The organism is Pseudomonas sp. 50_B, from assembly GCF_017491625.1.
In the GTDB taxonomy this organism is placed as follows: domain Bacteria; phylum Pseudomonadota; class Gammaproteobacteria; order Pseudomonadales; family Pseudomonadaceae; genus Aquipseudomonas; species Aquipseudomonas danubii.
On sequence record NZ_JAFGYX010000012.1, the window covers coordinates 205,708 to 232,137 of the forward strand.

Here is a 26,430-nt window from a genome sequence, read left to right on the forward strand (position 1 = left end):
TTAGTTTTTGGTATTTACCAATTCGCTACTACTCCTTTAGTCAGCTTGCATCCGTCCTGGGTTGCTCTGCTGTTGGTATGTGGGGCGATCAAATCGTGGGAGAAATCACGATTCGTAAGGGCGCCGCGGTGGGTAAGTGTTACATGCGCCAGTCCGGGGAATAAAGCCCCAAAAAAACCGTGGCCTGGCTCCTCGTTGCTGGGTATTGAGAAAAAGTACAGGGCTGTTGTTTTTATCTGGGCAGAAAAGCAGCATTTAATTTGGAAAATGTTTAATTCTTTGATTAATTTTGTTGCGCCTTATAGAGTCTGACGCCGAGGCTTGGATAAGCCCGATGCAGGCAAACGAACGTGATATCCAGGAAGCGTGCTGTCGTTCGTGGCGCGCAACATACAAGGAAGGGACACAGAACAATGGCAGCTGACACTGAACCACTCAGGACCCAGGCCGACCTGCTGCGACGTGGCTTGGCCGATCTGCGCGCTGAAGACACGGAACTGGCAAGCATCCTGGACGCGGAAGTCACGCGCCAACACCGCACACTGTCTTTGGTTTCATCTTCCTGCGCGGCCGGCCCCCGGAGCTTGGCGGCATCAGCCTCGGCGCTGGTCAACGTCACGGTCGAAGGCGCTCCCGGCCGGCGTCATTATAGTGGGTGTGAAAACGTTGATCGGGTTGAGGCTCTGGCGATCCGACGCGCTCGGGAGCTGTTCTCTGCCCAATACGCCTGCGTGCAATCACACTCGGCCTCGAATGCCATTTACCAGGTGCTGACGGCGCTGGCCGAGCCGGGGGATACGATCCTGGGCATGGCCCTCGAACAGGGTGGGCACCTTGCACATGGTCGAGTGGAAGCCTTCGCGGAGGCCAACTACAAGGCTGTTCGCTACGGCATCACATCCCAGGGGGAGATCGATTACGCAGAAGTGCGCCAACTGGCGATGGCCCATCGTCCGCGGATCATCATTTGCGGGGCGACGGCCCATTCTCGGGTCGTGGACTTCCAGCGCTTTCGTGCCATTGCCGATGAGGCCGGGGCCATCGTGCTTGCCGATATTTCCCATATCGCCGGGCTGGTGGCCACAGGGCGCCATCCGAGCCCGATCGATGCCGCGCACGTCACAATCACCTGCACCCACAAGCAGCTCGCCGGCCCGCGTGGAGGTCTGATTCTTTCCGGTCGTGATGCAGACACCAAAGTGCCTGGACTGAGGTCGAGTTTTCGCCGGGTTCTCGAACAAGCGGTTTCCCCCGGTATGCAAGGCGCGCCTGCCGTCAACGTGATTGCCGCCAAGGCTGCCGCGTTGGGCTATGCGATGTCCCCGCTGTTTGATGCCTACATGGGGCGGATTCGCGCCACGGCAGATGAAATGGCTTGCGCGTTCATGGAGCGGGACTACGAGGTTGTGGGGGGAGGAACGGAAAATCACACGATCCTGCTGCGCTTGCGTGGCGGCATCAGCGGCTCCATCGCCGAATCGGCGCTGGAGAAGTGTGGAATCATCGTCAGCAAAAAACGCGGTCCGAGGGAAAACCGGTCATCATTTGCCGCCAATGGCTTGTGTATCGGCACCGGCTCCATCGCCCAGCGCCACGTGGACGCCCAAGGGTGTCGCCAGATCGTCGACCTGGTGTGCCGGATACTCGATCAGGTGCAGCCCCACGGCGAGCAGAAATACACCCTGGAGCCCGGATTGCAGGAGCAGTTCCGACAACAGACCGAAGCGTTGTGCGCGATGTACCCGATCCGTGAGTACGGGGATCGCTGAAAACAACAAGCCCCGACTTCACACGCAAGTACGGGGCTTTTTCTCGGCGCTCAGGTCGGGCTGACGCCTTCGCGAGCAAGCTCGCTCCTACAGGGCCGGGTTACAGCTGTTGTTGCGCGCTGTAGCCTTCGAATGCGGTCTGTTGCTGGATCGCGGCGATGATGTTCTTGCGGGTCGCTTGCTGCTCGTTGCCGTTCTTGTCGAGGAACATTTCGCTTTCCAGTTCCGCCTCATCGCCTTCGCCGACAAAGCTGAAGCCGAGGAACTCGAAGGCTTCACGGTCGACGTTGGCCTTGGAGCGCGGGCGCATCGGCAGGGTGACGCTAATGCCGTCCTTGCTGATGGCGAACACTTCCATTTCCTTCTTCGGCCGCGCCTTGCTCTTGCCGCCGCTGGGGTTGCTGATGGCCTGGTGCGTCTGGTTCAGCACTTTCAGGGCCAGGCCGTAGACCAGCTCCTGGAAGTCCGGGTCGTCCTTGTAGCTGGAGAGAATCCGGCTGATGGGGAATTTCTTGCTCAGGTCTTCCAGGGCGGCCAGGTCGGCGGCCTCGGCGTCTTTGAGTTGCTTGAGCTGGCCCATGAGTTCATAGGCGGTGTCGTCGTCAAAGCGGTCGTGGGCCTGGCGAATCGCAGCACGCAGTTCGCGAATCTGGTCACTTTCTTTCGAGCTGTGGAAGGCGTCGAGCACCATCTCGCTGATGGTCTTGGCCTGGGACACGTGTTGTGAAAGATGAATGGCGTTTTCGTACTCGGCCTTGTTGGACAGGGCGATTACGGATTCTTCGGTGTTGGAATCAGGCATTGAACATCCACTACTTGGTTTAACAGGTTTGAGGCGCGAAAGGCCCAGGGGGATTTTCGGGGGCGCCTAATCTATTGGACCCGGACCCTAATGTCACGGACCAAGCGACCCGCGCAACAGGACCGTCCCTACAGACCGGTTTGCACGGCGAAGATTCCCCAGTGCTCCAAGGGCATGGCCGCACCGCTTTCAGGCGTTGAGCCGCAGTTGCCGGAAGTTGCGGAACAGCTTGAGTGCTCGCCCGCAGAACAGACCAACGGTAAAGCCTGCAGCGGCGCCACTGATAGCGAGCATCTGCACGCTGGCGGCCTGTTCGGGGTGCACTGCGTTTTGATAGCCGATCCAATACTTCACCGCGAAGAACAGCAGGGAGATGGCGAGGATCTTCACGGTGCCAGGCACGAGGATCGCCTCGCCGCCGGCCTCCAGTAGCACGCCGGCGCTGGAGAACAACAGCATCGCCAGCAGGCTGCCGAGTGCGGCACCACCGGCCCAGGCGCCCAGCGCCAGCGATGGGTGATCGCCAAGGTTCACCGAGCACAGCGACCAGACCAGCAGGATCACCGGTGTCAGCAGCAGCGAACGACGGCTTTCGCGAGTGATGGCGAGGGCGCGCAGGCCGTAGTAGCCGATCAGGGCGAAGACCGCGTACACCCACAGGGGCGTGCCTTGGAGGATATCGAGCATCTGTAGCGTCCTTGCTTCAGCGGAAAATGAGCGATCCATGGTGCGCTTTGTACCCGCCGACGTGAAGCCTTCGCCCTCGGCACAGCTCACCGCAGCCGCTAGCGGCTGAAAACGTGCCGCTTGAAGCTCAGTGCACTTGGGTATCGCTGACCCCTGCCTCCAGCTCCTGACGCAGATCGCTGCCCCGGCGGGCGATGAACACCAGTTGCGCGGCATGCTCGGTGGGCTGCCCTGTGGCGAGGGTGAACTGGCTGCGGTTGCCCACATGCTGCAACCAATAGGGTTGTTCATTGCCTTCCAGGCGCACCAGGCCCTTGAGGCGCAGCAGGTCGGCGGGCAGGCGCGCCAGCCAGTCGCGCAGGGCCTTGGGCTGCAGCGGCCGCGAGCTTTTCCACACCCAGCTTTCGAACAGTTCGTCGTGGGCCTGGGGCAGGGCCTTGAACAGCACTTCGGTGGAACGCACCGGCGGCGTCAGCAGCAACTCCGTCGGCAGCTCGGCTTGCACCGTATCGAACACCGGGGCGCGGTGGCCGAGGCTGGCGCGAATGCTCTGCAACTGCTCGGCGCTCACCAGGTCGGCCTTGTTCAGCAGCACCCAGTCGGCGCAGGCCACCTGGGCCCGGGACAGCCGGGCCATTTCACCTTCCAGGTCCTGGTAGCCGCTGGCGTCCACCAGGGTGATCACCGCGTCCAGGTGCAGGCGGTTGCGCAGTTGCGGGTAGCCGATGGTCTGCACGATGCGCTGCGGGTCGGAGACGCCGCTGCACTCGATGACGATCCGTTCCAGGGCCGGGCGCAGCTTGGACAGGCTCACCAGTTGCGCCAGCAGGTCCTCCTGCACGGTGCAGCAGATGCAGCCGTTCTGCAGGCTGTACACCGCGTCGGTGACCTCGGCAATGATCGCCGCATCGATGTTCAGCTCGCCGAAGTCGTTGACGATCACCGCCAATCGGCCGCTGTCGGCGCGCTGCACCATGCGGTTGAGCAGGGTGGTCTTGCCGGCGCCGAGAAAGCCTGCAACCACGGTCACCGGAATGCTCGGGGTGCTGTTCATTGTTCCTTGCTCTCGATCACCGGCGGCAGGCCTTCCCACACTGCCTGCAACGGCGTGTCGCTGAAGGTGCCCTGGCGGTCGTAGACCAGTTGCCCCTCGACGAAGGTCAGTTGCACCTGGGTGTGGTGGATGTAGTTGCGCGCGCCCTGGGCGAACAGATCGCGGTCGAGGACGATCAGGTCCGCCGACTTGCCCACCTGCAGGCTGCCGGTCAGGTGTTCCAGGCCCATGGCGTGGGCGCCGTTGAGGGTCGCCACTTGCAGCGCCTGCTCCAGGCTGATGGGGTCGCCGAAGGTGTCGGGTTCCTGGTTCCACGGGTTCTGCCGGGTGACCATGGTTTCCAGGGCCAGCCACGGGTCGATGGACGCCACCGGCCAGTCGGTGCCGAACACCGCGATGCCGCCGGCGGCCAGCACGCCCTTGAAGTCATAGATGCGCTTGAGGCGCTCCTGGCCGTAACCGGAACGGGCGCCGCTGGCGAAGGGGGTCGGGTACCAGGCCGCCGGGGAGAACTCGGCGATCACGTCCAGGCTCTGGAAGCGCTTGAGGTTGCCCGGGTGCAGCAAGGTGCTGTGGGCGCATTGGTGGCGGATGCCGCTGTTGCCGTTGCGCCGCCGGGCTTCGGCCACGGCGTCGAGGAACACGTCGGAGGCGCCGTCGCCGGTGCAGTGGGCGATCACCCGCAGGCCGCGCTTGTCCATGTCCACCACCATGTCGGTGATGTGTTCCGGGGTCAGGTTGAGCTTGCCGCGCCAGCTCGATTCTTCCGGCCAGGGGGTCAGCAGGTAGGACGACTTGGGCTCCACGGTGCCGTCGAAGTGGAACTTCACCGCGTTGGCATTCAGGCGGGCGCTGCGATAGAAGTGCCGCTCGCCGCTGAGCAGCTCCCAGCGCCGGCGCACCGGGAAGATATCGTCCTGCCAACTGATGGCGGCTTCCACCCGCAGGGTCAGCTCGCCGGCGTCGTCCAGTTCCTTGAGGGCTTGCAGGCGGTTTTCGCAGACGTGCACGTACTTGGTGGCGGTGACCCCGCGCGAGGTCTGGAAGTGCACGCCATCACGGTAGGCACGGCGCAGTACCGACACCGGAGTCGGCGGCATGGCGGCGTGGATCAGGGCGTAGGCGCCGTCGATCAGCAGGCCGTTGGGTTCGCCGGTCAGTTCATCGCGCTCCAGGTAGCCGTTGCGCGGGTCGCTGGTGTGGCGGTCGATGCCGGCCAGATCCAGGGCCTTGGAGTTGACCATCATGGTGCCCCACATGCGGTCCAGCAGGGCCACCGGACGGTCCGGCATGACGCTGTCGAGCCACTCGCGGCCTGGGGTCAGGCCGGCTTCGCGGAAGGTGTAGCGGACCCAGTACTGGCCGTAGATCCAGCCATCGCCTGGGTGACTGTCGGCGTAGGCGTGGATCGCCGCCGCCAGTTGCTCGGGAGTCGGATCTTCGATGCCCACGTCCAGGTCGTCGGCGTAGCGCGGGGCCAGGGCCAGGTCCGGGTGGGTGTGCATGTCGTGCAGGCCGGGCATGCAGAAGGCCCCGTCCAGGTCGTGCTGTCGGGTGTTGGGCCCGATCAGCGAAGCCAGGGAGGCGAGGCTGCCCACCGCGATCAGCTTGCCCTGGCGGATGGCCACGGCATCGGCCCAGGGTTGGGCCGGGTCGAGGGTGTACATCCGGCCGTTGTGCAGCACCAGTTCGGCGTATTGATCGACGGCGCTATGGGTGGAGTTGAATTGGTCGGAAGCGGTCACGGGGTCAACCTCTCAAGCAGGGGGCCCTTCAAAGGTGGGCGGAAAAATGGGCGACAAGCTCAAATGCATTCTTGTTGTGCGGGCTACTGTGGCGAGGGCTGTTGTTTAGCGTTGTGCGCCCAGGGTTTCGACAAAGCCGGCGATGCGCTGGCAGGCGTCCTTGAGCACCTCGTCGGCGACGGTGAAGGAGATCCGCACGAAGCCCTCGGCGCTGGCGCCAAAGGCCTGGGCGTCGAGCACCGAGACCCCGGTGGCGCGGAACAGCTGCCAGGCGAAATCCATGCTCGACAGCCCGGTGCGACGCACGTCCACCAGCATGAACATCCCGGCCTCGGGCTCGCGGCAATCGAGCAGGTGCACCGACTTGAGCCCGGCCACCACCAGGTCGCGGCGCCGGCGATAGACCTCGCGGGCGCTGCCGATCACTTCTTCATCCAGCTCCAGGGCCTTGAGCGCGGCTTCCTGGATAAACCCGGGCAGGCCGTAGAGCATGCACAGCAGCAGGTTGTCCAGGTGCCCGACCAGGGCCGGCGGGGCGATCACCCAGCCCACGCGCCAGCCGGTCATGGCGTGGGTTTTCGACAGGCTGTTGAGGATCACCGTGCGCTCGGCCATGCCTGGCATTGAGGCGATGCTCAGGTGTTCGCGGTCATAGGTCAGTTGCCCGTAGACCTCGTCGGAGATCACCCACAGGTCATGCTTGCGCGCCACTTCGGCCACCGCTTCCAGCTCTTCGCGGCTGTAGACGTTGCCGGTGGGGTTGCACGGGGTGGCCAGGGCGATGCCCCGGGTCTTGTCGGTCAGCGCCGCTTCCAGCGCGGCGGCGGTCAGGCGGAAGCCGTTGGCCGCCGGCTGCTGGACGCAGGCGATCTGCGCCCCGGAGGCATGCACGCACGCCTCGTAGGTCAGGTACATGGGCTCGGGCACCAGCACTTCGTCGCCACTGCCGAACAGGCACAGGCAGGTGGCGAACAGACCGTTCTGTGCACCCGCCACCAGGGCCACGTTATCGGCACTGACATCGATGCCCAGCAGGCGCCGCTGCTTGGCGGCAATCGCTTCGCGTAGGGCCGGGCGACCCAGGACATGGGTGTAATGGGTGTCGCCTTGCTCCAGGGCAGCGCTGGCGGCGGCGCTGATGCGCGCATCGGTAGCGAAGTCCGGATCACCGACGCTGAGGACGATGACGTCCTCGCCGCGCCCCCGAGCCTCGATGGCTGCGTAGTGAATATCCCAGGCGCTGACGGATTCGCCGCTGATGCGCTGAACGAAAGGTGAGTAACGCATGTTGTTCTCCTCACGGGCTTGGTTGCCCGTGCAATCAATGGGTTCAGGCCTGACGCTGGGGGGCCCGGTTTCGTTCGGGGTTGCCCAGGCGTGCGCACAGATGCTCAATGGCGAAGGCCAGGATGATGTAGATCAGCGCCACCGCCAGCAGTGGCTCGTAGACCTTCAGGGTTTGGGCGCGCACCAGGTTGGCGGCGCCGAGCAAATCAGTGACCGCCACGGTGGACGCCAGCGCCGTGGCCTTGAGCAGCAGCACGCATTCGCCCACCAGGGTCGGGCGCACCAGCTCCAGGGCACGGGGCAGCCACACCCGGCGCAGGGTCAGCCAGTAACCCATGCCGTAGGCGCGGGCGGCTTCCAGTTCGCCCCGAGGCACGGCCCGCAGGCCACCGCGCAGCACTTCACCGACATAGGCGCCGACACTCAGGGTCAGGGCCAGGGCCACGTACCAGAAACCTTCACGCAGGTAGGGCCAGAGAAAGCTGCCGCGAATCGGCGGGTAGGCGGCGAACAGGCTGCCGACTCCGTAATAGAGGATGTAGATCTGCACCAGCAGCGGCGTACCGCGGAATACGCTGATATAGAACTGCATCGGTGCGCGAATCAGAGGGTTGCGCGACGCCCGGCCCAGGCCCACCACCACCGCCAGGGCAAAGCCGCAGATTCCGCTCAGCAGCAGGAGCTTGAGGGTGATGCCCAGGCCGCGCAGCAGCTCTGTGGAAAAACCGTTGATCCAGGAAAAGTCCATTCGAGTCTCCTAGTGCTGGGGCAGCCAGCGGTTGGTGCGACGCTCGAGCACACGGAACAGGCTGCCGGACACCAGGGTGATGACGAAGTAGAAAGCCGCGACCGCCAGGTAGAACACCAGGTAGTGCTTGGTGGAACCGGCCGCCTGTTTGCCGACTGAAAGCAGTTCGCTGTAACCGACGATGCTGATCAGCGCGCTGTCCTTGACCAGTACCAGCCACAGGTTCGACAGCCCGGCCATGGCGTAGGGCAGCATGCTCGGCAGCAGGATGCGCCGCACCAGCAGCCAGCGCTCGATGCCGTAGGCTCGCGCCGCTTCGATCTGGCCGTGGGGAATGGCCTGGATCGCGCCGCGGATGATCTCCGCCGAATAGGCGCCCTGGACAATCCCCAGCACCAGTACCGCCGCGATAAAGCCGTTGACCGTGACACTCGGACGGTCCATGGCGGCCATGGCCATGTTCAACAGGTCAGTGCCGGCGTAGTACAGCAGCAGAATCAGCAGCAGCTCGGGCATGGCCCGGTACAGGGTGGTGTAGACGTTGGCCAGTTTCACCAGCCAGCGCGGGCCCTTGAGCTTGATCATCGCCACCAGCAGGCCGATGCCCAGGCCGAGGACGAAGGCCCCGGCGGAAATCTGCAGGGACACCAGCGCGCCCTGGGCCAGGGCACCGAGCCAGCCGTCGGCGACGAACAGTTGGGAAAGGTCGGACAGAGAAATCATGACGTATCCAGTCAACGCCGGCGGCCCGCGCAAACGGGCGCGCCGGACGGCTTAGTTGGCAGAGATGTCGACGCTGAAGTAGCGGCTGCGGATCTTGTCGTAGGTGCCGTCGGCCTTGAGCGAGGCCAGGGCGGTGTTGATCCGCTGTTGCAGGGCGCTGTCGCCCTTGCGCAGGCCGACGCCGATGCCCGAGCCGAACAGCGGGTCTTTCGGCGCCAAGCCCTTGTCCGCGAGGCCAGCACCGGCCGCGGTCTTGAGGATCGGCTCGATGGTCAGGGCGTCGGCCAGCATCACGTCGATGCGCCCGCTCTGCAGGTCGGCGATCATGTCGTCCTGGGTGGTGTAGTAGCGCAGGGTCGAGGTCTTGCCGTAGTAGGTCTTGGCGAAGGTGGCGTTGGAGGTCGAACCCTGCACGCCGATCAGCTTGCCCTTGAGGCCTTCGGGAGTGGTCGCAAGCTCCAGGCTCTGGTCGGCGACCCACATGGCCGGAGTCTGGTAGTAAGGCGCGGAGAAATCGATGACCTTCTCGCGCTCCTCGGTGATGCTCAGGGAATTAAGGATGGCGTCGATCTGGCTCGATTGCAGGGCCGGAATCAGCCCGTCCCAGGCCACTTCCTTGAGCGGGCACTGGGCCTGCATGCGTTCGCACAGGGCCTTGATCAGCTCCGGCTCGAAGCCGCTCCAGTTGCCGTTGCCGCTTTTCATCGAGAACGGCGGGTAGGGTTCCAGGGCGATGCCGAAGACGATCTTGTCGGCGGCCACGGCGTGGCTGGCCAATGCGCTGAACAGGCAACCGGTGGCGAGCACCTTGAGCAGGTTTTTCATGGCTTTACCCTTTATCGAAGTTGTTGTTTTCAAGGATTGAAGCGGGACGTCAGACGCGGTTTTCCTGGGCCATGACGAATTGCCGGCAGCGTTCGCTGACCGGGTTGAGGAACACTTGCTGCGGCGGACCTTCCTCTTCCACCAGCCCCTGGTGAAGGAACATCACCTTGCTCGACACATCCCGGGCGAAGGCCATTTCGTGGGTCACCAGGATCATGGTGCGGCCTTCCTCGGCGATGCCCTGGATGACCTTGAGCACTTCGCCCACCAGTTCCGGGTCCAGGGCCGAGGTCGGTTCGTCCATCAGCAGTACCTGGGGGCGCATGGCCAGGGCTCGGGCGATGGCCACACGCTGCTGCTGGCCACCGGAGAGAAAGGACGGGAAGGTGTCACGTTTGTTGGCCAGGCCGACTTTTTCCAGCAGGTGCTCGGCGTGGGCGATGGCATCCTTGCGATCTTCACCGAGGACATACACCGGCGCCTCGATGACGTTTTCCAGCACGGTGCGATGGGGCCACAGGTTGAAGCTCTGGAACACCATGCTCAGTTGGGTGCGCAGGCGTGCCACCTGGGCCGGGTCGGCGACCTGAGGGTTGCCGGCGCGATCGGTCTTGATGCGCACCTCTTCGCCATTGATGCGCAAGCTGCCGCTGCAGGGAATTTCCAGCAGGTTGATGCAGCGCAGCAGGGTGCTTTTGCCCGAGCCGCTGGAGCCGATCAGCGACACCACTTCACCTTCATTGGCGCGCAGGGCAATGCCCTTGAGCACGTGGTGATCGGCGTAGCTCTTGTGCAGATCATCGATCGCCACCACGGGATTGACGGAGTTGGGCTGCGATTGCAAGGGTCGACCCTCTTGTTATTGTGCGATGGCCGGGCAGTACCCGGCACAGGGTAGGGCTGGAGAATTAGCCATCGATGGCCTGGGGTCAATCGAGCATTTTTAGCCCGATGCGGTAATTTTTTTCAGCAGTCGGGGATTTTTTCGGCGACGGGCAAGGCTATTGCCGGATCGCGATTGCGGCTATGGTGCTGGCACTCGTTTTTTGCAGTCGAGGCCTGATCGGTATGCGTTATCCCTCCATGACCGCTCTGCGCGCGCTGGACGCGGTGGCCCGCCTGGGCAGTGTCGCCGAAGCCGCCAATGAGCTGAACCTGACCCCCAGCGCCATCAGCCACCAGATCAAGAGCCTGGAGCAGACCCTGGGGTTTGCCCTGACCGAGCGCCAGGGCCGCAGCATTCGCATCACCTACCAGGGCGAGCGCTATGCCCGGGACATTCACCTGCTGCTGGCCAATATCCTCGAGGCCGGCCAGCGCTCCGACGGCCAGCAGGTCAGCGGGCGGCTGTGCATCAGCAGCCCGCCGGGGTTCGCCACCTATTGGTTGTGCACCCATATCGCCGAGTTCCAGGCGCTGTATCCCCAGGTCGAATTGCAGCTGGTTTCACCCCGCACCCCGGGCGACACCAGCGACAGCAGCGTCGATCTGTTCGTCGCCTACGGCATGGGCGACTGGCCCAACCAGCATGTGCAGAAGATCGTCTCCCTGCGCTATTTCCCGGTGTGCAGCCCGAGCCTGGTCAATGCCATGGGCGGTTTGAAAACCCTCGACGGGCTCGATCACGCCTTGCTCCTGCACATGATCGACTACTCCGATTGGCGGGTCTGGCTGGCGGCGGCCGGGGCGCCGAATGTCGATGTGCGCCGGGGCATCGTGTTTGCCGACGCGCACTTCGTGCAGTCGGCCTGCATCGCCGGCCAGGGCATCGCCATGGGCGACAACCTGATCAGCGGCGAGGCCCTGGCTCGGGGGCAACTGGTGCAGCCCTTCGGCACCGAAATCGAATCCAACCGCGGTTACTACCTGGTGGCCGACCTGCTCAAGGCCGAGCGCCCGGTGGTGCTGGCCTTCAGCGAATGGGTCAAGTCGCAGTTGCAGGGCATCACCCGCCTGCACCCGGAACCCCGGCGCAATGGCAAAGCGTGAATTTTATTGAGCAATCGCGGCGATTTTTTTCGATTGTTGCCCCTCGGGTGCAGCGACTAATGTCCCTCGACATCAGCCGGGCGCAGGGTGTCGTCCGGACGCATAAGAACAAGAGGAGTAGTCGATGACCACCTGTGCCCAGTCCCTGGTTCGTTTGCTGGAAGGTTATGGCGTGGACACGGTGTTCGGGATTCCCGGCGTGCACACCGTCGAGCTGTATCGCGGCCTGCATGGCAGCCGCCTGCGCCATGTCAGCCCGCGGCATGAACAGGGCGCCGGGTTCATGGCCGACGGTTATGCCCGGGCCAGCGGCAAGCCGGGAGTGTGCTTCATCATCACCGGTCCGGGGATGACCAACATCCTCACCGCCATGGGCCAGGCCTACGCCGATTCGGTGCCGATGCTGGTGATTTCCACGGTCAACCGTCGCGAGCACCTGCGCCTGGGCCATGGCCACCTGCATGAACTGCCGGACCAGCGGGCGATGGTGGCCGGGGTCTGCGCCTTCAGTCATACCCTGCAATCGCCTGCGGAACTGCCGGAGCTCCTGGCCCGGGCCTTTGCCGTGTTCAAGTGCGCGCGACCACGGCCGGTGCACATCGAGATTCCCCTGGATGTGCTGGACATGCCCGCCACCGACCTCAACCTCATGCCCCGCAGCCTGCCCGGTGCTCCGGCCCCGGCCGGAGCCTCGATCGAAGCGGCCGCGACCTTGCTCAACAGTGCCCACCGGCCGCTGATCCTGGCCGGCGGCGGCGCCCGCGGTTGCGCCGAAGTCCTGCGGCAATTGGCCGAACGCCTGCAAGCGCCGGTGGCCCTGACCACCAACGCCCGCGGCTTGCTGCCCTGTGGCCATCCGTTGCTGCTCGACGGCGTGCAGTCGTCGGCCCATGGCCGGGCGCTGATCGATGAGGCCGACGTGGTGCTGGCCGTGGGCACCGAACTGGGGGAAACCGACTACGACTTCTTTGGCCTGGGCCCGCTGCGTTTCAAAGGCTCGTTGATCCGCCTGGACATCGACCCGATGCAGGTCATGGGCGTGCAGCGGGCCCATGTAGGCCTGGTGGGCGATGCCCTGGAAGGCTTGCAAGCCTTGCTTGGCAAAGTGGCGCCACCCAGCGCTCGCGGTCGTTGGGCGCTGGACAGCGTCCAGCGCGTGAACCAGGCCGAACGCACCGGCTGGACGCCCAAGCAACAAGGCTTGCAGGGCTTGCTCGACCTGCTGCGCGACACCCTGGGCAGCCCGATCCTGGTGGGCGACTCGACTCAACCGGTGTACCAGGGCGCCTGCGGCTACCAGGCACCGGCCCCGGCCAGCTGGTTCAACGCCGGCAGCGGTTACGGCACCCTGGGCTACGGCCTGCCGGCGGCCATGGGCGCCAAGCTGGCACAGCCCGAGCGTCCGGTGGTGGCGTTGGTGGGGGACGGCGGCTTGCAGTTCGCCAGCAGCGAACTGATCGCCGCCAAGGAAGCGCAGATCGGCGTGATCCTGCTGGTGTGGAACAACCAGTGCTACGGCGAGATCCGCGACTACATGCAGGCCCGGGACATCGCGCCGCTGGGGGTGGACATCCTCACCCCGGACTTCCGGGCCATGGCCCAGAGCTTCCATGTGGCGCACCATCGCGCCGACACCCCGGCGCAGTTGCAGGAACTGCTGCAGAGCCTCAGGGATATTCGCCAGCCGGTGATGATCGAGGTCGACGCCGGCGCCTATCTGGCTCTGGACTGATCTGCGGGCCTGTTCTGCGGACGGGCTCTCTAAGAATGAGTCTTCAAGGGACAGGCCTTCAAGGGATAAGGTGGGTTACATTGACGTAGCCCGCCAGGACGCACCTTGTCACTTGAGGATTCATGGATGAACTGCATTTTCTGTCAGATCGTCGCCGGCATCCTGCCAGCGGCCGTGGTTTACCGCGATGAACACTGCATGGCCTTCATGGACGTGCATCCGCTGGGGCGTGGCCATGTGCTGCTGATTCCCCAGCCCCACGTGGAAAAGCTCGATCAATTGCCCGGTTTTGTCCGTCAGCATCTGTATCAGGTGTTCGATGGATTGCTGGCCGCGCAGCGGCGTGCCGGCTACGGCGTCGAAGGCACCCACCTGCTGGTCAATGATGGTCGGGCCACCAACCAGCACATCCCCCATGCCCATCTGCACCTGATCCCGCGCAAGCGTGGCGATGCCCTGGGCTTTACCGGGCGCCTGCTGCTGCACTTCAGCGGGTTGTTTGGGCGTCGCGCCAAACTCGAGGTCCTGCAGCAGCAGGCTGCCAGCATCGCCGAACAAGTGCGCGTGCCCTGGGTCAGTGAAACCCCGATGGGCGGTCGCTGATATGGAACGCCGCCGCGCCCTGGCGCTTGAATACGCAGAGCACCAATACCTGCGGGCCCGGGTCCAGGGCGTGGCGAGTTTGCCGGGAAACCCTTATCAGGCGCAGCTCTATGGTGATCAGGATGGCGGAGCCTTTGTCGTGGGCGGCAATCCCAGTCCGATGATGAACCGGGTGCACGGCGACAGTGCGCAACAAGCCCGCAATCTTGCCGATCTGCTACAGACCTGCGTGGCTTACGCCCCGGCGATCGCCTTGATCGCCGAGTCAGCCAAGGTGGCACCCACTCTGGAGCTGGAGGGGCAGCAGCTGCAGCGCCTCAGGGGCTGGACCCACGGACAGCTGTTCGCCTCGGTGGACGAACTGGTGGCGCCGCCTTCGGCGCTGGATATCGAGCCGGTGCTCGCCTCGACCCTGGAAAGCTTCTGTGCTCTGCACCGCGAAGGCTTCAATACCCCTGCGGCCGCCCGGCCAGTCAACCAGGCAGCCTTCGGCGGCTTGCTCAACGATGGACGTGGGCATCTGTACCTGCTTCGGGACCAGGGCGTAGCGGTGGCCGGTGCGGCGCTATTCGTCGCCGACAATGGTGTGGCCTACCTGGGCACTGCCTTTACCACCAAGGCCGCCCGGGGCCAGGGCTATCACCGGGCCCTGATCGCCCATCGCTTGCAGCAGGCCGCCGCCCTCGGCGCCCAGAGTGTGGCGGCCACCGCCCTGGTGAACTCGCAAAGCCGGCGCAACCTGGAGCACTACGGCTTGCGCCTGTCCCACCTGCAAACCCTGTATCGGGCCGTGCCTTAGTGCGGGTTCTGTTGCGCCGCTGGCAGCGGGTCGAAGCGGATCGAGTGCAGGATCGCGTTCAGGGTCGCGAAGTCCTGGAAGAACCCCACGCTGTCAGCCACCACCTGACGCCGACCACTGTCGAGCAACGCCATCAGGCAGGTGCCACCATAGGCGTGAAAGCCGGTGTCCCCATCGCTGATGCCGCAGGTTTGATAGGCCCGCAAGCCTTTCCAGCCGGGGCCTGAGATGTCCTGCACCGGGCTGGGCGCATCCCTTCCGGCGCTGCGCATCCAGACGCCGTTTTCCTGATAGAAAAACAGCTCTTCGGCGGCCTGTTCCAGGCTGCCCTGCCGCAGGCACAGGTGCAGGGTGTACTCCTCGTTTGGGCGTTTTTCCGGATGGTCTAGGGTGAGGCAGTTCTGCGTCTGGCTAAGCTTCCAGCCTTTGGGGTACTGCAGGCTGAATCCCGGTCCGTTGAAGCGTGGCGAATCCTCGGGCAATACCGGTATCCCGTCTTCCTCCCGCAAGGGTTCGTACAGCCTGGGATCGTTGCGACAGGCGGACAGCGGGCGGGCCTGGGCCTTGTGCAACTGGTCGAGGCGATGAGTCCGTGGATCAGCGCTGGCGCTGACACAGGCACAACCGTAGCCGTAATGATTGTTGGTGCGTACCCATTGCTGGTCGTTGAAGGTGGGCCAGTCGCCTTCGGCCTGATAACCGCCCTGGCTGGCAATTTCCCAGACGCCGTCGCGGTCGGTCAGGGTGGCGTTGGCCGGGGTCGGGTTCTCGAACCAGCCGCATCGGCGTTCGACCTTGGCCGGAGCGGCGCTGGCAGGTAAGGCAATCAGTGTCAGGAGTGTGCAGATCAGGGCACGCTGAAACATGGAGCATCCTTGTTCGGGGTTAAGAACCGCAGATTGTGCGCCGGCATTGGCGTTAGTAGAGATCGAGGTCCTTGTTCTTCAGTAGCGCCACTTGCGCACCAAGTCGTCGCCGTAACGCTGGCTGATCAGCGCTTCGGCGCCGTCGTCGTCCTCGTACACCTCGGCCAGGCACAGCAGCATCAGCGCATCCAGGTACTCCTCGGGGGAGTCGAAGAAGCGTGTCAGCGCTACGCCGGTGTCGTGATCGAAGTAGTAGACCGCGCCGCTGTCCCGGTGGAAACAGAACAGGTTGCCGTTGCCCAGGTAGTCGCCAAAGGCAACCAGCTGGTGCGCCAGTGTCAGGTCCAGATCGCTCTCGGGGATATCGACAATGCCAGGGTAGGCCTCCAGCAGAGGCTGGATCGGGGTATGGCCGGGGCCTACGCTGCAAAGGATCTCCGCCAGGGACAGGACCCCCAACTGCCGATGATAGTCGCGCAGAGAGGGCGGCAAGGTACAGCCCAGTCGCTGCTCAAGGGCCACCAGCGCTTCTTCGCTGACAGGGGTTAATTCAGGCTCGTTGACGTGCCCTTCCCACAGCGCGCCGTAGGCACCGATGACCGCCAGGTACCAGCTCAGCCGCGCGGCTTGATCAGGCAGATCCGGCCAGGCCAGGGGCGGGCAGCCGGCGGGTGGCCATTGTTCGGGGGTGGTTTGATCGGTCATGGAGCGTCCTTGCGAGGGGGCGAAAAGGGGAAAGCTTTATCCATGGCTTGAACACATGGGTCAAGCCTGATGAGCGCTGCGGACATTGTTGGCGGCAAGGTCCGGATCTAGCCTGTGGTTTCGATCATGAATACATCAGGGAGGACCGCCCAATGACCTTGAAACTCGCAGCCATCGATGCGTGGGCGCAGCCGGCCAACGGCCGTGCCCGTGCGCTGTTGCCGGAAGTGGCGCGGTTGTTCGAGAAGTCCGGGTCCGCGCATTTGCTCGACCAGGCCCTGAGCATTGAACAGACCGTGGAACTGATGGATCAGGCTGGGGTGGAGAAACTCATGCTCTCGGCCTGGTGCCGGCCCGAGGGCTGGGTGTTCAGCAACGATGAGATTGCGGCTTATACCCGGGCCTTTCCCGAACGTTTCGTCGGCGTGGCTACGGTGGACCTGAGCCGGCCCGTGGCGGCGGTGGCCGAGTTGGAGCGAGCCGTCAAGGAACTGGGCTGCAAGGCTCTGCGCATCGTGCCCTGGTTATGGAAACTGCCGCCCAATCACCGCTGGTATTACCCGCTGTATGTGAAGTGCATCGAATTGGGCATTCCCTTTTGTACCCAAGTCGGTCATACGGGGCCGCTGATGCCCTCGGAAACCGGACGGCCCGTGCCGTACCTGGACGAGGTGGCTCTGGATTTTCCCGAACTGGTGATTGTTGGGGGACACATCGGGCATCCCTGGACCGACGAGATGATCGGCCTGGCCTGGAAACACGACAACATCCACATCGATACCTCCGCCTACCTGCCGGCCTATTACCCCCCGCAGTTGCTGCACTTCATGCGCACTTATGGCCAGGACAAGGTGTTGTTCGGCAGCAACTTCCCCCAGCTGTCGCTGAAAAAATGCCTGGAACAGGTGCGAGCCCTGGAACTTCCGCCGGCCATTGCGGACAAATTCCTCCAGGGCAATGCCCGTCGGGTATTCGGTTTGTAAGCGCTGGCAGCGGCGCTCAAGCGGAACTCCTGGGCGCCTGAACGCCGCTGCGGCGGTTTTTCTGGGGGTAGGTTTCTTGCTATCGTGGCCTCCCTCTTTCACGGACGAATATCGAGACAGCCCATGGCTAACTCCACCCCGTCACGCCTCGGCAAGATCCTCCAGGGTCTGCTGTTTGTTCTGATCGGCATTGGCCTGTTGGCCATTGCTGTCAATCTCACCCTCGATCGTCGCGAATTCATTGCCAGCGCCCAGACCGCCGACGGTGTCGTCAGCGACCTGAACGCCGGTGGTTCGCACCCCGAGATCGCCTTTACCACCGGCAGCGGTGAGAAAATTTCCTACCCCCAGGGCGGCTTTATCTTCGGCTACCAGAAGGATCAGCCCGTGCGGGTGTACTACCAGCCTGAGCGGCCGGCCAACAGCGCGGTCATCGATGACCCGGCGGCACTCTGGGGCACTCCCGGTGTGCTGGGCCTGATCGGTTTGGTATTCACCCTGGCCGGCTTGGTGGGTGTCATCAGCCAGCGCGGAAGAGCCGCACAAAAAGCAAAAGGACTTTGACCCCATGAACCTCAGCATTCCGATTCCGGTCAACGAAAGTAAATGGCTCTACCAGACCGCCAGCGGTGGCGGCCTGACCATCGCCCTCGTGGCCGGCGGTGGTGGATCGATCACCCTGCGTTCGCCCCAGGGCAAGGACGTCAGCTATCGCTACGGCGGTCTGGGGGTAGGCGCCGGCTTTGGTGGACGCCTGCCGCGTTTCGGCAAGGTCAATATCCAGGTCAAGGGCAAGAGCGTCAGTGGTGCCGGTGCGGCGGAGGCTTTTCCCAGCACCGGCAAGGTCTTTGTCAGCGATGCCCTTCGCAGCCGGGACCTGACCGAGGACGACATCACCGGGCCGTGTTTCTATACCGAAGTCGGTGGCGGACTGGTGGTGGGCGGTTCGGCCACGGCCCTGCTGTTCGGCCTGGACCCCAAGCTACTGGCCCTGGCGGTCGTTTTGGGAAGCAACCCGGCGACCATGATGGCTTCGATCAAGGTCAACGAGCAGTTGCTGCGTTCGGCCAAGGGCGCCGTGGTCATGGCGGGTATGAACGTCGGACCACAGGCCGGTGGCGGCATTGCCACCTACATGGGCTACCTGTTCTAGCCTCGCCCTGAGGCGCGCCGGGAATCACAGGCGCGCCAGGCACTCCTGGAGAATATCCAGGCCCTCCTCGAAGATTTCAGGCTCGGTGGTCAAGGGCGCCAGCAGGCGAATGATGTGCCGCGACTTGCCGCTGGGCATCAGCAGCAGCCCGGCCTCCCGGGCGTTGCCGAGCAGGGCGCTCAACTGTTCCGGCGCCGGCTCGCCCTGGGCATTGACCAACTCGATGCCGCGCATCGCGCCGACGCCGGTCAAGCGTCCCAGATACGGGCTCAGCCGATCGGCTTTCCAGCCCTCATAACGTTGCACGATGGCCTGTTCCTGGCGTTCGCCCCAGGCTTGCAGATGTGCATCGGTCATTTCCTCCAGGGTGGCAAGAGCGGCCGCGCAAGCAATCGGGTTGCCGGAATAGGTGCCGCCCAGGCCGCCCTTGGGCAGCACGTCCAGCAACTCCCTGCGACCTACCACCGCGCCCAGCGGAAGCCCACCGCCAATGCTCTTGCCCAGCAGGATCAGGTCGGGCTCGATGCCCAGCCGTGAGAAGGCGAAACGCTGCCCGGTGCGGCCGAAGCCGGACTGGATTTCATCGGCGATCAGCAGTATTCCGTGTTCGTCACAGAAGCTGCGTAACGCCTGGGCGAAGGTGGCGTCCAGGGCCAGGAAGCCGCCTTCGCCCTGCACCGGTTCGAGGATGAAACAGGCCACTTCCTCGACATCGATTTCCACACTGAACAGACGCTGCATGGCCTTCAGGGTTTCGTCGCAGCTGACGCCGTTGTCGGCGCTGGGGTAGGGCAGGTGATACACCGGCCCCGGCAGCAGGCCGACCTTCTGCTTGTAGGGCGCTACCTTGCCGTTGAGGTTGAGGGTAGCCAGGGTGCGCCCGTGAAAGCCGCCGTCGAAGGCGATGACCGCACTGCGCCCGGTGGCTGCGCGCACGATCTTCAGGGCATTTTCCGCGGCCTCGGCGCCGCTGTTGGTAAGCATGCCGCTGACCGGGTAACTCACCGGGATGAAGTCCGCCAGGCGCTGCATGAGCTCGATGTAGGGCTCGTGGTGTGCGGCGTTGAAGGCGTAGTGGGTGAGTCGGGTGGCCTGCTGCTGGATGGCCGCGACGATCCGCGGATGGCAATGCCCAAGGTTGAGCACGCCGATACCGCCGACAAAGTCGATGTAGCGCTTGCCGTCGCTGTCCCAGACTTCGGCGTTGCGCCCGTGGCTGAGGCGGATCGGGTGGACGGTGGAAAGCGAACGGCTGATGTTCTCGTGGCTCATGGATGCGGGCTCTGGGTGCCGGAAACGAGCCGTTATCTAAGCCGGGGCCGGGGGGCCGGGACAAACGAAATAAAGTCGTCGGGTCAGTATGAAAATTCCCGATGTGCTGCGGCCTCTATCTCACTCCTGTTGCACCTTGCACTGGTTGAGCAGATGCCGCACCAGCGCCGCCAGGGCCACCAGTGCTAGCACCCCGAGGAAGATCGGCAGGCGATAGGGTTTCAGGTCGCCGAGGATCAGCACGGTTTCGCCTTCCAGCAGGCAGCCGATAAAGATCACTCATTAGCCGGAGGCGGCGATCAGGGCATTGAGGTCGAGGTGTTCGAGCATGGTGATCGCTGTTCTGTCTATGAAGTCCGCCATGACTTCGAGTGCTCATCCTGGCTTGAGTGCCCTTTTTTCTCGCACAACTGAGGGGCAGCAAAGTCTTGTGAGGGATATGCCTTTGACATATCCCTTTGTCTCACTAGACTCATTGCACCTTTGGCCTATTCAACAGGTGACTCCATGGAAACCGGCTCTGTGTTCAAAAGTAATCGCAGCCAGGCCATTCGCATGCCTAAAGCTGTGGCGCTGCCGGATGATGTCACACGGGTAGACATCGTCGCGATTGGTCGCACCCGTATCATTACCCCGGCGGGGGAGTCCTGGGACAGTTGGTTCGACGAGGACGACCGTGTAAGCGCTGACTTCATGAATGAACGGGACCAGCCAGCCGAGCAAGTGCGTGAGGAGTTCTGATGCTCAAGTACATGCTGGATACCAATATCTGCATCTTTACCATCAAGAACAAACCTGAACAGGTTCGCGACGCGTTCAGGCGTCATCAGGGGCGTTTGTGCATCAGCACCATCACCTTGATGGAGCTGATTTACGGTGCGGAAAAATCTGCCATCCCCGAAAGGAATCTCAGCCGCGTCGAGAGTTTTGTGGCGCGGTTGCAGGTGCTTGATTATGACGATGTCGCCGCCATCCACAGCGGCCAGTTGCATGCTGAGCTGGCCCGACAGGGCAAGCAGATAGGTCCTTACGATCAATTGATAGCTGGCCACGCTCGATCTTTGGGGTTGACGCTGATTACCAACAACCTTCGGGAATTTGAACGTGTTCCTGGCTTGCGGGTTGAGGATTGGGTCTAGTCGACATTGACTGAATAGCCGGTCACGCAGCCTGCCCCAGTAACTTCACCCAGAACATCCCCGCGCCATACAACCCGAACACCGAATGCGCAATCAGGCTGCGCAGCCGGACCACATTCGGTTTGGGCATCTTGTTCGCTGCGGCCCCTATTGCGTGCTGTCACAGAAACGCGCCAAGGGCTTCAAGGTGCGGCGTCTGGAGCAGGGATTCACCGATTGGCAAGCGGCGGGACTGGGGGTGGAAACCAGCGAGTAAAAGCGCCACCTGGGCCGGCATACAGGACATTGCCTAGGGCGCCATGATCCATATCAACAGGGCTTTCAGAAAAATCCGATACAAGGGCATCAGGCTCGGACTCACGAGGTATCGAGCCCCTGGCCTGCACCGTGAAGGTCGGGATAACCAATAAAAACCTTTGTGGATATCGGCCGAGGGGACCACCCCAGGCAGATTTTAAAGGAATAACCTGATGGCTTTTTCTCTGTCGCGCCTGTGCCTGCTAGGCGCTGCGTTGCTCTGCGTACCCCCTCTGCAAGCCAGTGAGCCGATCCCGGCAACGGCGGTTACCCCACCCGATTCCGAGCTGATCCAGCGTGGCCTGTACGTGGCCCAGCTGGGTGACTGCATTGCCTGTCACACCGCCAAGGGCGGTGCCACCATGGCCGGTGGCCTGGAACTGAAGACGCCCATGGGCACCATCTACTCCAGCAACATCACCCCGGATAAAAACACCGGTATCGGCCGCTACAGTTTTGAAGAGTTCGATCGCGCCATGCGCGAAGGCGTAACCCCCGACGGCAGCCATCTTTACCCGGCCATGCCCTATCCGTCCTACGCCAAGATGACCGAAGAGGACATGCGCGCTCTCTACGCCTACCTGATGCACGGCGTGGAACCGGTGGCCCAGGGCAATCTGGAAGCCGACATGGGCTTCCCCTTCAACCAGCGCTGGGGCCTGTGGTTCTGGAACCTGGCCTTCGTCGACAAGCAGCCGTTCAAGCCCGATCCGACCAAGGACGAGCAGCTCAATCGCGGCGCCTACCTGGTCCAGGGGTTGGGGCACTGCGGTTCCTGCCATACGCCACGGGGCATTGCCTTCCAGGAGAAGGCCATGAGCGACACCGAGTCCGGCGGCCAGCACTACCTGGCCGGTGAGACGGTGGAAGAGTGGCGGGCCCTGAGCCTGCGCAACCTGTGGACCGTGGAAGACACGGTGCAACTGCTCAAGACCGGGCAGAACCGCTTCGCCACGGTGTCCGGCAACATGGCCGACGTGATCCACCACAGCACTCAGCACTTCACCGACGCCGACCTGACCGCCATCGCCGCGTACCTCAAGTCCCTGCCGGCCGGCAAGGATGACCTGCCCATGTCTTCGGTGGCCCTGACCCCGGCGGCCCCGCCGAACAACCTGTTCACCTCCCGTGGCGGCCTGGGCTACGCGCAATTCTGTTCCGACTGTCACCGCCAGGACGGCGCCGGCGTGCCGCAGATGTTCCCGTCCCTGGCGGGCAACCCCAGCGTTGCTTCGGCCAACCCGACCTCCCTGCTGCACATCACCCTGACCGGCTGGCAGACCGCGCAGACCGCCGCTCATCCGCGGGTCTACACCATGCCCGGGTTCGCCCAGCTGGCGGACGGCGAGATTGCCGAAATCCTCAGTTTTATCCGCAGCAGTTGGGGCAACAACGGCTCGGCCATCAGCGCCGAACAAGTGAAAAAGATGCGTGCGCAACTGAGCCCGCAAGTGGAAAGCACTCTGTTCGAAACCCCGCGCCTGGCCAATCTGCTGGCGGCGCCGAATGCCGAGCAAGTGGTGCGTGGCATGCGCCTGCATCTGGAAACCAAGGCCCTGTTGCCGGACAACGTCGGCAACTCGCTGAACTGCACCAGTTGCCACCTCAACGCCGGCACCGTGGCTGACGGTTCTCCCTTTGTCGGTGTCTCGGCGTTCTTCCCCGGCTACGCGCCGCGGGCGGGCAAGACCATCACCCTGGAAGAGCGCATCAACGGCTGCTTCCGCCGTTCCATGCACGGCAAGCCGCTGCCGGTGAACGGCGCCGACATGCAAGCCATGGTGGCCTACTTCGAGTGGATGAAGATGAACACTCGTCCCGAAGACAAGGTGGCCGGGCGCGGCGTGGGCAAGATCGACCCGGCCCTCAAGCCTGACGCCGACAATGGCAAGCAGGTCTATGCCAAGCAATGCGCGGTGTGCCACGGCGCCGACGGCGAAGGTCTGAAACGGGCCGACGGCAGCCTGATCTTCCCGCCGTTGTGGGGCGATCAATCCTTCAACATCGGCGCCGGCATGGCCCGCACCTACACCGCGGCGGCCTTCGTCAAACGCAACATGCCGATTGGCTTCCACGAGAAATTCCCCCTGGGCCAGGGTGGCCTCTCGGATCAGGAAGCCCTGGACGTGGCCGAGTATTTCTCCCACCAACCGCGTCCGGACTTCCCGGACAAGGTCAAGGACTGGCCCAACGGTGGCCGTCCGGTGGACGCTCGTTACTGAGGGCTTGACCCTGTAGCCGCCGCCTTGAGCCGCGGCTACAGGCCCCGCAGAAAAATCTGCCGACGCTCCCTGGCGTCGAGGTAAGATCGCCATCCTTTGCCTCAGCCTTCGCTGGCGGTCCCATCAAGGATGAATCATGCGGCTGTATTCGATCCTGTTGCTGAGCCTGTCACTGGGGCTCGGCGGCTGTACCTTTGTCTCCACCCTCAAAGCCACCACCGTGAGCTACCGGGTGCCGGCCGATGCCGGTGACACCGCGCTGATCCGCATCGTCGCCCAGGGGCTGGTGCGTGGCGTGCCCTACAGCGATTGCATCGACTGGCGCAAACCGAGCTCCGGGCTGATGGTTCGCCCCCATCGTGGTATTGCCAATCCCAACTTCCGCAACCTGGGCATTCCCATGACGGCCGCCACCGACCGCATGCGCCGTCAGGAAGGCTTTGGCGCCAACGAGCTGAAGATCCCGGCCAATCGTCCGTTCGCCTTCATGTTCTACAACACCGAGCCCGGTATGGATAAGGACTACCGCTTTGTCTGCGAACAAAGCGTGACCTTCGTGCCTGAGGCCGGTGCGACCTATCAGATGGTCTTTCTCCAGGACCAGATGTGCACAGCGATGCTGCGCAAGATCGACGCACAGGGCGAAATGCTGCCGGAACGGGTGGCGCTGCGGCCTACCGATTACTGCAGCGCTGATGGGCGTTAGGGCTCGAACCTAGGGCGCATAGTGCTTGCAGATTTCCTCCCAGATATAGGCCCCGCGAAAGCGGATCCAACGGATGAACAAGCGCACGCGAAACGCCTGCCAGCGGTTGCTGCGCCGAAGCGCCAGGCTTGCCTCGATCTCCTCCAGCAAGGGCTCGCGAGCAAAGCCCATCCAGATTTCCGGGATCACTGCCATCAGGTTGATGTAGCACACCGGCGCCACCTCTTCGTAGAGAATGCGCTCCACCTCAGCCCGGCCATAAGCCTGGGTTTCGCGGGCGATGTAGGCGTAGTCCACCTCGTTGTCCACAAAGGCGTCGGATAACACGTAGCGAATATCGTCCCGCTGTTGCGGGGTGATCTCTGATGACACGCGGTGCTCCTTCCTTGGGCTTTCGGGGATCTGGCTGGCGCGGTGGCGGATTCTATCTTGGGGCGATCATCCGGGTTGGCGCCGCGCCATTGGCATTGTGCTGGAGGATGGTCACCGGCTGGCCCTGCTGATTGAAAAACACCTGGCCGATCCCCGACGAATTCCACAGCCGCTCCCCGGCTTCGGCATGCTCGGGCACGTGGGGTATCACCTTCATTCGCCGGCGCTTGGTGAACCAGTTCAACGGCGAGCGCGGCGAGTAAAGCCAGCGGTTGAGGCGGTCGAACCATTCCAGCAGGGTGTCGGGGAATTCGTTCTTGATGCCGCTGCTGGTGATCTGCCAGATGCGCGGGCCGCCCTGGCGGTGACGGATCAGCACTTCGTAGACGAAGGAATAGTGCACATCGCCGGAGAGAATCACGTAGCTGCCCGGGGTTCGCGAGTGGCGGAAGATGTTCAGGATCACCTGGGCCGAACCGCGATGGGCCATCCAGTTTTCCGCGTCCACCAGCAGCGGGTAACCGCTCCAACTGAAGACTTTCTGCACCGTCTCGATCAGCTTGACCCCGAAGATCGGCGCCGGTGAAACGATGATCGCCGAGGGGTGATCCAGCAGTTCGTGTTGCAGTTCGCACAGGGCCTCCCAGTCCAGCAGGCCCGAGGGCTGGCCCAGGTTTGACTCGCTGCGCCAGCGCCGGGTGCGGGTGTCCAGCACCACCAGGGCCGGGGTGCTGGGCAAGACGTACTGCCACTGCGCAAAACGCAGCAACTGGTCGATCAAATCGTCCTGGGCCTGACGTTGCAGCAGGTGTTTCGGGCCTTGTGGCGTGGCACTCAAGGCGCGGGTGTGGTCCAGCAGTTGGGTGAAGGCGTCCGGGTTGTTGCCCCAGCCCTGGCACAGCATGTAAGCCAGCAGCGCGTTGCCGATGATGCGTTTGGAGAAGGGATGACCGTAGGCGGTTTCTTCCCACTGGGCGCTGAGGTTCCAGTCGTCGGTGATGTCGTGGTCGTCGAAGATCATCAGGCACGACAGGTGGGCGAAGACCCGCGCGGCACCCTCCAGGCCCTGGACAAAATCATCGATGCGCTGCTGTTCCCGGGTGTAGCGCGTTTGCTGTTCCGGCGTCAGTTGCGGTGGCTTGGGCGCGATCAGGGTCCAGGGCACGGGTGACCACACCAGCAGGTACATGGCCAGCACCTCGGCGAAGGTCACCAGGTGGTTGTCGGCATTGCTGCTGGTGAAGATCGGCTTTTTCACCCCGCCGAAAAACCGCTCGCGCAGGGTTTCATTGCTCTTCAGCGCCGGGAGCAATTCGGCCCGCTGGTAGTAGCTGGCGCCATGGCGGTACAGCGCCTGACTGTCGGCTACCACCGCGCCCTCCAACTCTTCATCGAACAGCCCGAGGCGCTCGATCAGGGCGTGAACTGCCCGCAACATGGGGCCGGCCACATCGTCGGCATACACCTGGTCGCCGGTCATCATCAACAAGGCGGGGCGCTGTGCGGGCTCGGGCTGTTGCGCCAGCAGACGATCGACGCAGAGCAGGCCATCAGTGGACGGGTGATGGGGCTTGCGGCAGGAGCCGTGGAGCAGGTTGTCGATGCGGCTGTGGAGCACGAACTCCGGAGTCCTGGCATCGCCATACAGCAGGTGCGGCGCCCAGTCGGCAATGGATCGGGCGCCGTCCTCGGCGTCGTTGATCAAGAGGTCATAGGCAATCGTCACGTCCTGGGGCAGGGCGTCGTCCAGCGGCACATCGATCAGATGGATAAAGGCCTGGCGCCCGACGGGGATGACCTGGCATTGCTGCTGATCGAGGGCCAGTTCCAGGGCCGGGCCGCCCGTGGGGTGCAGGCGCAGGGTCAGCGGCAACGCCCTTGAACCCACCAGCCACAGCACCAGCCGCGTTGGCTCCAGGCGGCGCAGCAGCGGGCCGGCAAGAACGGGGGGC

The 26,430-nt window shown here is 63.6% G+C and carries 27 protein-coding genes; 12 read left to right on the forward strand and 15 right to left on the reverse strand.

Annotated features, from left to right (window positions below; genetic code table 11):
* Positions 1-413: 413 nt before the first annotated feature.
* Entirely contained in the window at positions 414-1,769 is a 1,356-nt protein-coding gene (locus J5M73_RS18760; protein WP_102860350.1) for a serine hydroxymethyltransferase, read from the forward strand.
* Positions 1,770-1,869: 100 nt separating this feature from the next.
* Here J5M73_RS18760 and J5M73_RS18765 read toward each other — a convergent pair whose 3' ends face one another.
* The 9 genes from J5M73_RS18765 to J5M73_RS18805 form a co-directional block, all read right to left on the reverse strand.
* Positions 1,870-2,571 carry a hypothetical protein gene (locus tag J5M73_RS18765; protein WP_102860351.1) on the reverse strand — a complete coding sequence of 234 codons (702 nt, stop codon included), beginning with the start codon at positions 2,569-2,571 and terminating at the stop codon, positions 1,870-1,872.
* Positions 2,572-2,760: 189 nt separating this feature from the next.
* Entirely contained in the window at positions 2,761-3,258 is a 498-nt protein-coding gene (locus J5M73_RS18770) for a DUF6622 family protein (RefSeq protein ID WP_207815976.1), read from the reverse strand.
* A gap of 127 nt (positions 3,259-3,385) precedes the next feature.
* A complete protein-coding gene (locus tag J5M73_RS18775; protein WP_102860353.1) occupies positions 3,386-4,312 on the reverse strand; it encodes a GTP-binding protein in 927 nt (308 codons plus the stop codon).
* On the reverse strand, positions 4,309-6,057 hold the full coding sequence (locus J5M73_RS18780; protein ID WP_102860354.1) for an amidohydrolase: 1,749 nt from the start codon (positions 6,055-6,057) through the stop codon (positions 4,309-4,311). Before J5M73_RS18780 ends, J5M73_RS18775 begins: the two co-directional genes overlap by 4 nt.
* A 105-nt stretch (positions 6,058-6,162) precedes the next feature.
* On the reverse strand, positions 6,163-7,344 hold the full coding sequence (locus J5M73_RS18785) for an aminotransferase class I/II-fold pyridoxal phosphate-dependent enzyme (RefSeq protein WP_102860355.1): 1,182 nt from the start codon (positions 7,342-7,344) through the stop codon (positions 6,163-6,165).
* Positions 7,345-7,387: 43 nt separating this feature from the next.
* Positions 7,388-8,092, reverse strand: coding sequence for an ABC transporter permease subunit (locus J5M73_RS18790; protein WP_102860356.1), 705 nt, complete (start codon positions 8,090-8,092; stop codon positions 7,388-7,390).
* Positions 8,093-8,101: 9 nt separating this feature from the next.
* Positions 8,102-8,815: an ABC transporter permease subunit gene (locus J5M73_RS18795; RefSeq protein ID WP_047305985.1), complete on the reverse strand. Its 714-nt coding sequence runs from the start codon at positions 8,813-8,815 to the stop codon at positions 8,102-8,104.
* A 51-nt stretch (positions 8,816-8,866) separates the two neighbouring features.
* Positions 8,867-9,640, reverse strand: a complete 774-nt coding sequence (locus J5M73_RS18800; RefSeq protein WP_102860357.1) for a transporter substrate-binding domain-containing protein — start codon at positions 9,638-9,640, stop codon at positions 8,867-8,869.
* Between the two features lie 49 nt (positions 9,641-9,689).
* On the reverse strand, positions 9,690-10,484 hold the full coding sequence (locus tag J5M73_RS18805; RefSeq protein WP_102860358.1) for an ATP-binding cassette domain-containing protein: 795 nt from the start codon (positions 10,482-10,484) through the stop codon (positions 9,690-9,692).
* Positions 10,485-10,708: 224 nt separating this feature from the next.
* Between J5M73_RS18805 and J5M73_RS18810 the strand changes: the two genes are divergently transcribed.
* The 4 genes from J5M73_RS18810 (at position 10,709) to J5M73_RS18825 (ending at position 14,763) form a co-directional block, all read left to right on the forward strand.
* The gene (locus J5M73_RS18810; RefSeq protein ID WP_053159989.1) at positions 10,709-11,629 is read left to right on the forward strand and encodes a LysR substrate-binding domain-containing protein; all 921 of its coding nucleotides are present in this window, start codon (positions 10,709-10,711) and stop codon (positions 11,627-11,629) included.
* A 124-nt stretch (positions 11,630-11,753) separates the two neighbouring features.
* Positions 11,754-13,361, forward strand: coding sequence for a 5-guanidino-2-oxopentanoate decarboxylase (locus J5M73_RS18815; protein WP_102860359.1), 1,608 nt, complete (start codon positions 11,754-11,756; stop codon positions 13,359-13,361).
* 126 nt (positions 13,362-13,487) lie between these two features.
* Positions 13,488-13,964, forward strand: coding sequence for an HIT family protein (locus J5M73_RS18820; RefSeq protein ID WP_102860360.1), 477 nt, complete (start codon positions 13,488-13,490; stop codon positions 13,962-13,964).
* A 1-nt stretch (position 13,965) separates the two neighbouring features.
* Positions 13,966-14,763, forward strand: a complete 798-nt coding sequence (locus J5M73_RS18825; protein WP_102860361.1) for a GNAT family N-acetyltransferase — start codon at positions 13,966-13,968, stop codon at positions 14,761-14,763.
* On the opposite strand, the gene J5M73_RS18830 is transcribed toward J5M73_RS18825, so the two are convergent.
* Positions 14,760-15,629, reverse strand: a complete 870-nt coding sequence (locus tag J5M73_RS18830) for a DUF4087 domain-containing protein (RefSeq protein WP_102860362.1) — start codon at positions 15,627-15,629, stop codon at positions 14,760-14,762. The genes J5M73_RS18825 and J5M73_RS18830 overlap by 4 nt on opposite strands.
* 78 nt (positions 15,630-15,707) lie before the next feature.
* On the reverse strand, positions 15,708-16,334 hold the full coding sequence (locus J5M73_RS18835; protein ID WP_102860363.1) for an SMI1/KNR4 family protein: 627 nt from the start codon (positions 16,332-16,334) through the stop codon (positions 15,708-15,710).
* 152 nt (positions 16,335-16,486) lie between these two features.
* On the opposite strand from J5M73_RS18835, the gene J5M73_RS18840 reads away from it, so the two are divergent.
* The 3 genes from J5M73_RS18840 (at position 16,487) to J5M73_RS18850 (ending at position 18,470) form a co-directional block, all read left to right on the forward strand.
* Positions 16,487-17,317: an amidohydrolase family protein gene (locus tag J5M73_RS18840; protein WP_102860364.1), complete on the forward strand. Its 831-nt coding sequence runs from the start codon at positions 16,487-16,489 to the stop codon at positions 17,315-17,317.
* A 123-nt stretch (positions 17,318-17,440) separates the two neighbouring features.
* Complete coding sequence (locus J5M73_RS18845) at positions 17,441-17,881, forward strand: DUF3592 domain-containing protein (protein ID WP_180988506.1); 441 nt, start codon at positions 17,441-17,443, stop codon at positions 17,879-17,881.
* A gap of 4 nt (positions 17,882-17,885) precedes the next feature.
* Complete coding sequence (locus tag J5M73_RS18850; protein WP_102860366.1) at positions 17,886-18,470, forward strand: hypothetical protein; 585 nt, start codon at positions 17,886-17,888, stop codon at positions 18,468-18,470.
* 24 nt (positions 18,471-18,494) lie between these two features.
* On the opposite strand, the gene J5M73_RS18855 is transcribed toward J5M73_RS18850, so the two are convergent.
* Complete coding sequence (locus tag J5M73_RS18855) at positions 18,495-19,742, reverse strand: aspartate aminotransferase family protein (protein WP_102860367.1); 1,248 nt, start codon at positions 19,740-19,742, stop codon at positions 18,495-18,497.
* Between the two features lie 120 nt (positions 19,743-19,862).
* Positions 19,863-20,021, reverse strand: a complete 159-nt coding sequence (locus J5M73_RS18860; RefSeq protein WP_242553885.1) for a hypothetical protein — start codon at positions 20,019-20,021, stop codon at positions 19,863-19,865.
* Positions 20,022-20,249: 228 nt separating this feature from the next.
* Between J5M73_RS18860 and vapB the strand changes: the two genes are divergently transcribed.
* The 4 genes from vapB to J5M73_RS18890 all read left to right on the forward strand — a co-directional run bounded on the left by vapB (position 20,250) and on the right by J5M73_RS18890 (position 24,106).
* Entirely contained in the window at positions 20,250-20,483 is a 234-nt protein-coding gene (gene vapB, locus J5M73_RS18865; RefSeq protein ID WP_102860368.1) for a type II toxin-antitoxin system VapB family antitoxin, read from the forward strand.
* Entirely contained in the window at positions 20,483-20,881 is a 399-nt protein-coding gene (gene vapC / locus J5M73_RS18870) for a tRNA(fMet)-specific endonuclease VapC (RefSeq protein WP_102860369.1), read from the forward strand. The genes vapB and vapC overlap by 1 nt, the downstream gene beginning before the upstream one ends.
* 470 nt (positions 20,882-21,351) lie before the next feature.
* A complete protein-coding gene (locus tag J5M73_RS18885; protein WP_102860370.1) occupies positions 21,352-23,400 on the forward strand; it encodes a c-type cytochrome in 2,049 nt (682 codons plus the stop codon).
* Positions 23,401-23,536: 136 nt separating this feature from the next.
* Positions 23,537-24,106 (forward strand): hypothetical protein, encoded by a 570-nt coding sequence (locus J5M73_RS18890; protein WP_102860371.1) that lies wholly within the window; start codon positions 23,537-23,539, stop codon positions 24,104-24,106.
* Positions 24,107-24,115: 9 nt separating this feature from the next.
* Here J5M73_RS18890 and J5M73_RS18895 read toward each other — a convergent pair whose 3' ends face one another.
* Both J5M73_RS18895 and J5M73_RS18900 read right to left on the reverse strand, forming a co-directional pair.
* Entirely contained in the window at positions 24,116-24,478 is a 363-nt protein-coding gene (locus tag J5M73_RS18895) for a hypothetical protein (protein ID WP_180988507.1), read from the reverse strand.
* A gap of 52 nt (positions 24,479-24,530) precedes the next feature.
* The coding region (locus J5M73_RS18900; RefSeq protein ID WP_207815977.1) for an alkaline phosphatase D family protein at positions 24,531-26,430 on the reverse strand (1,900 nt) is incomplete at its 5' end.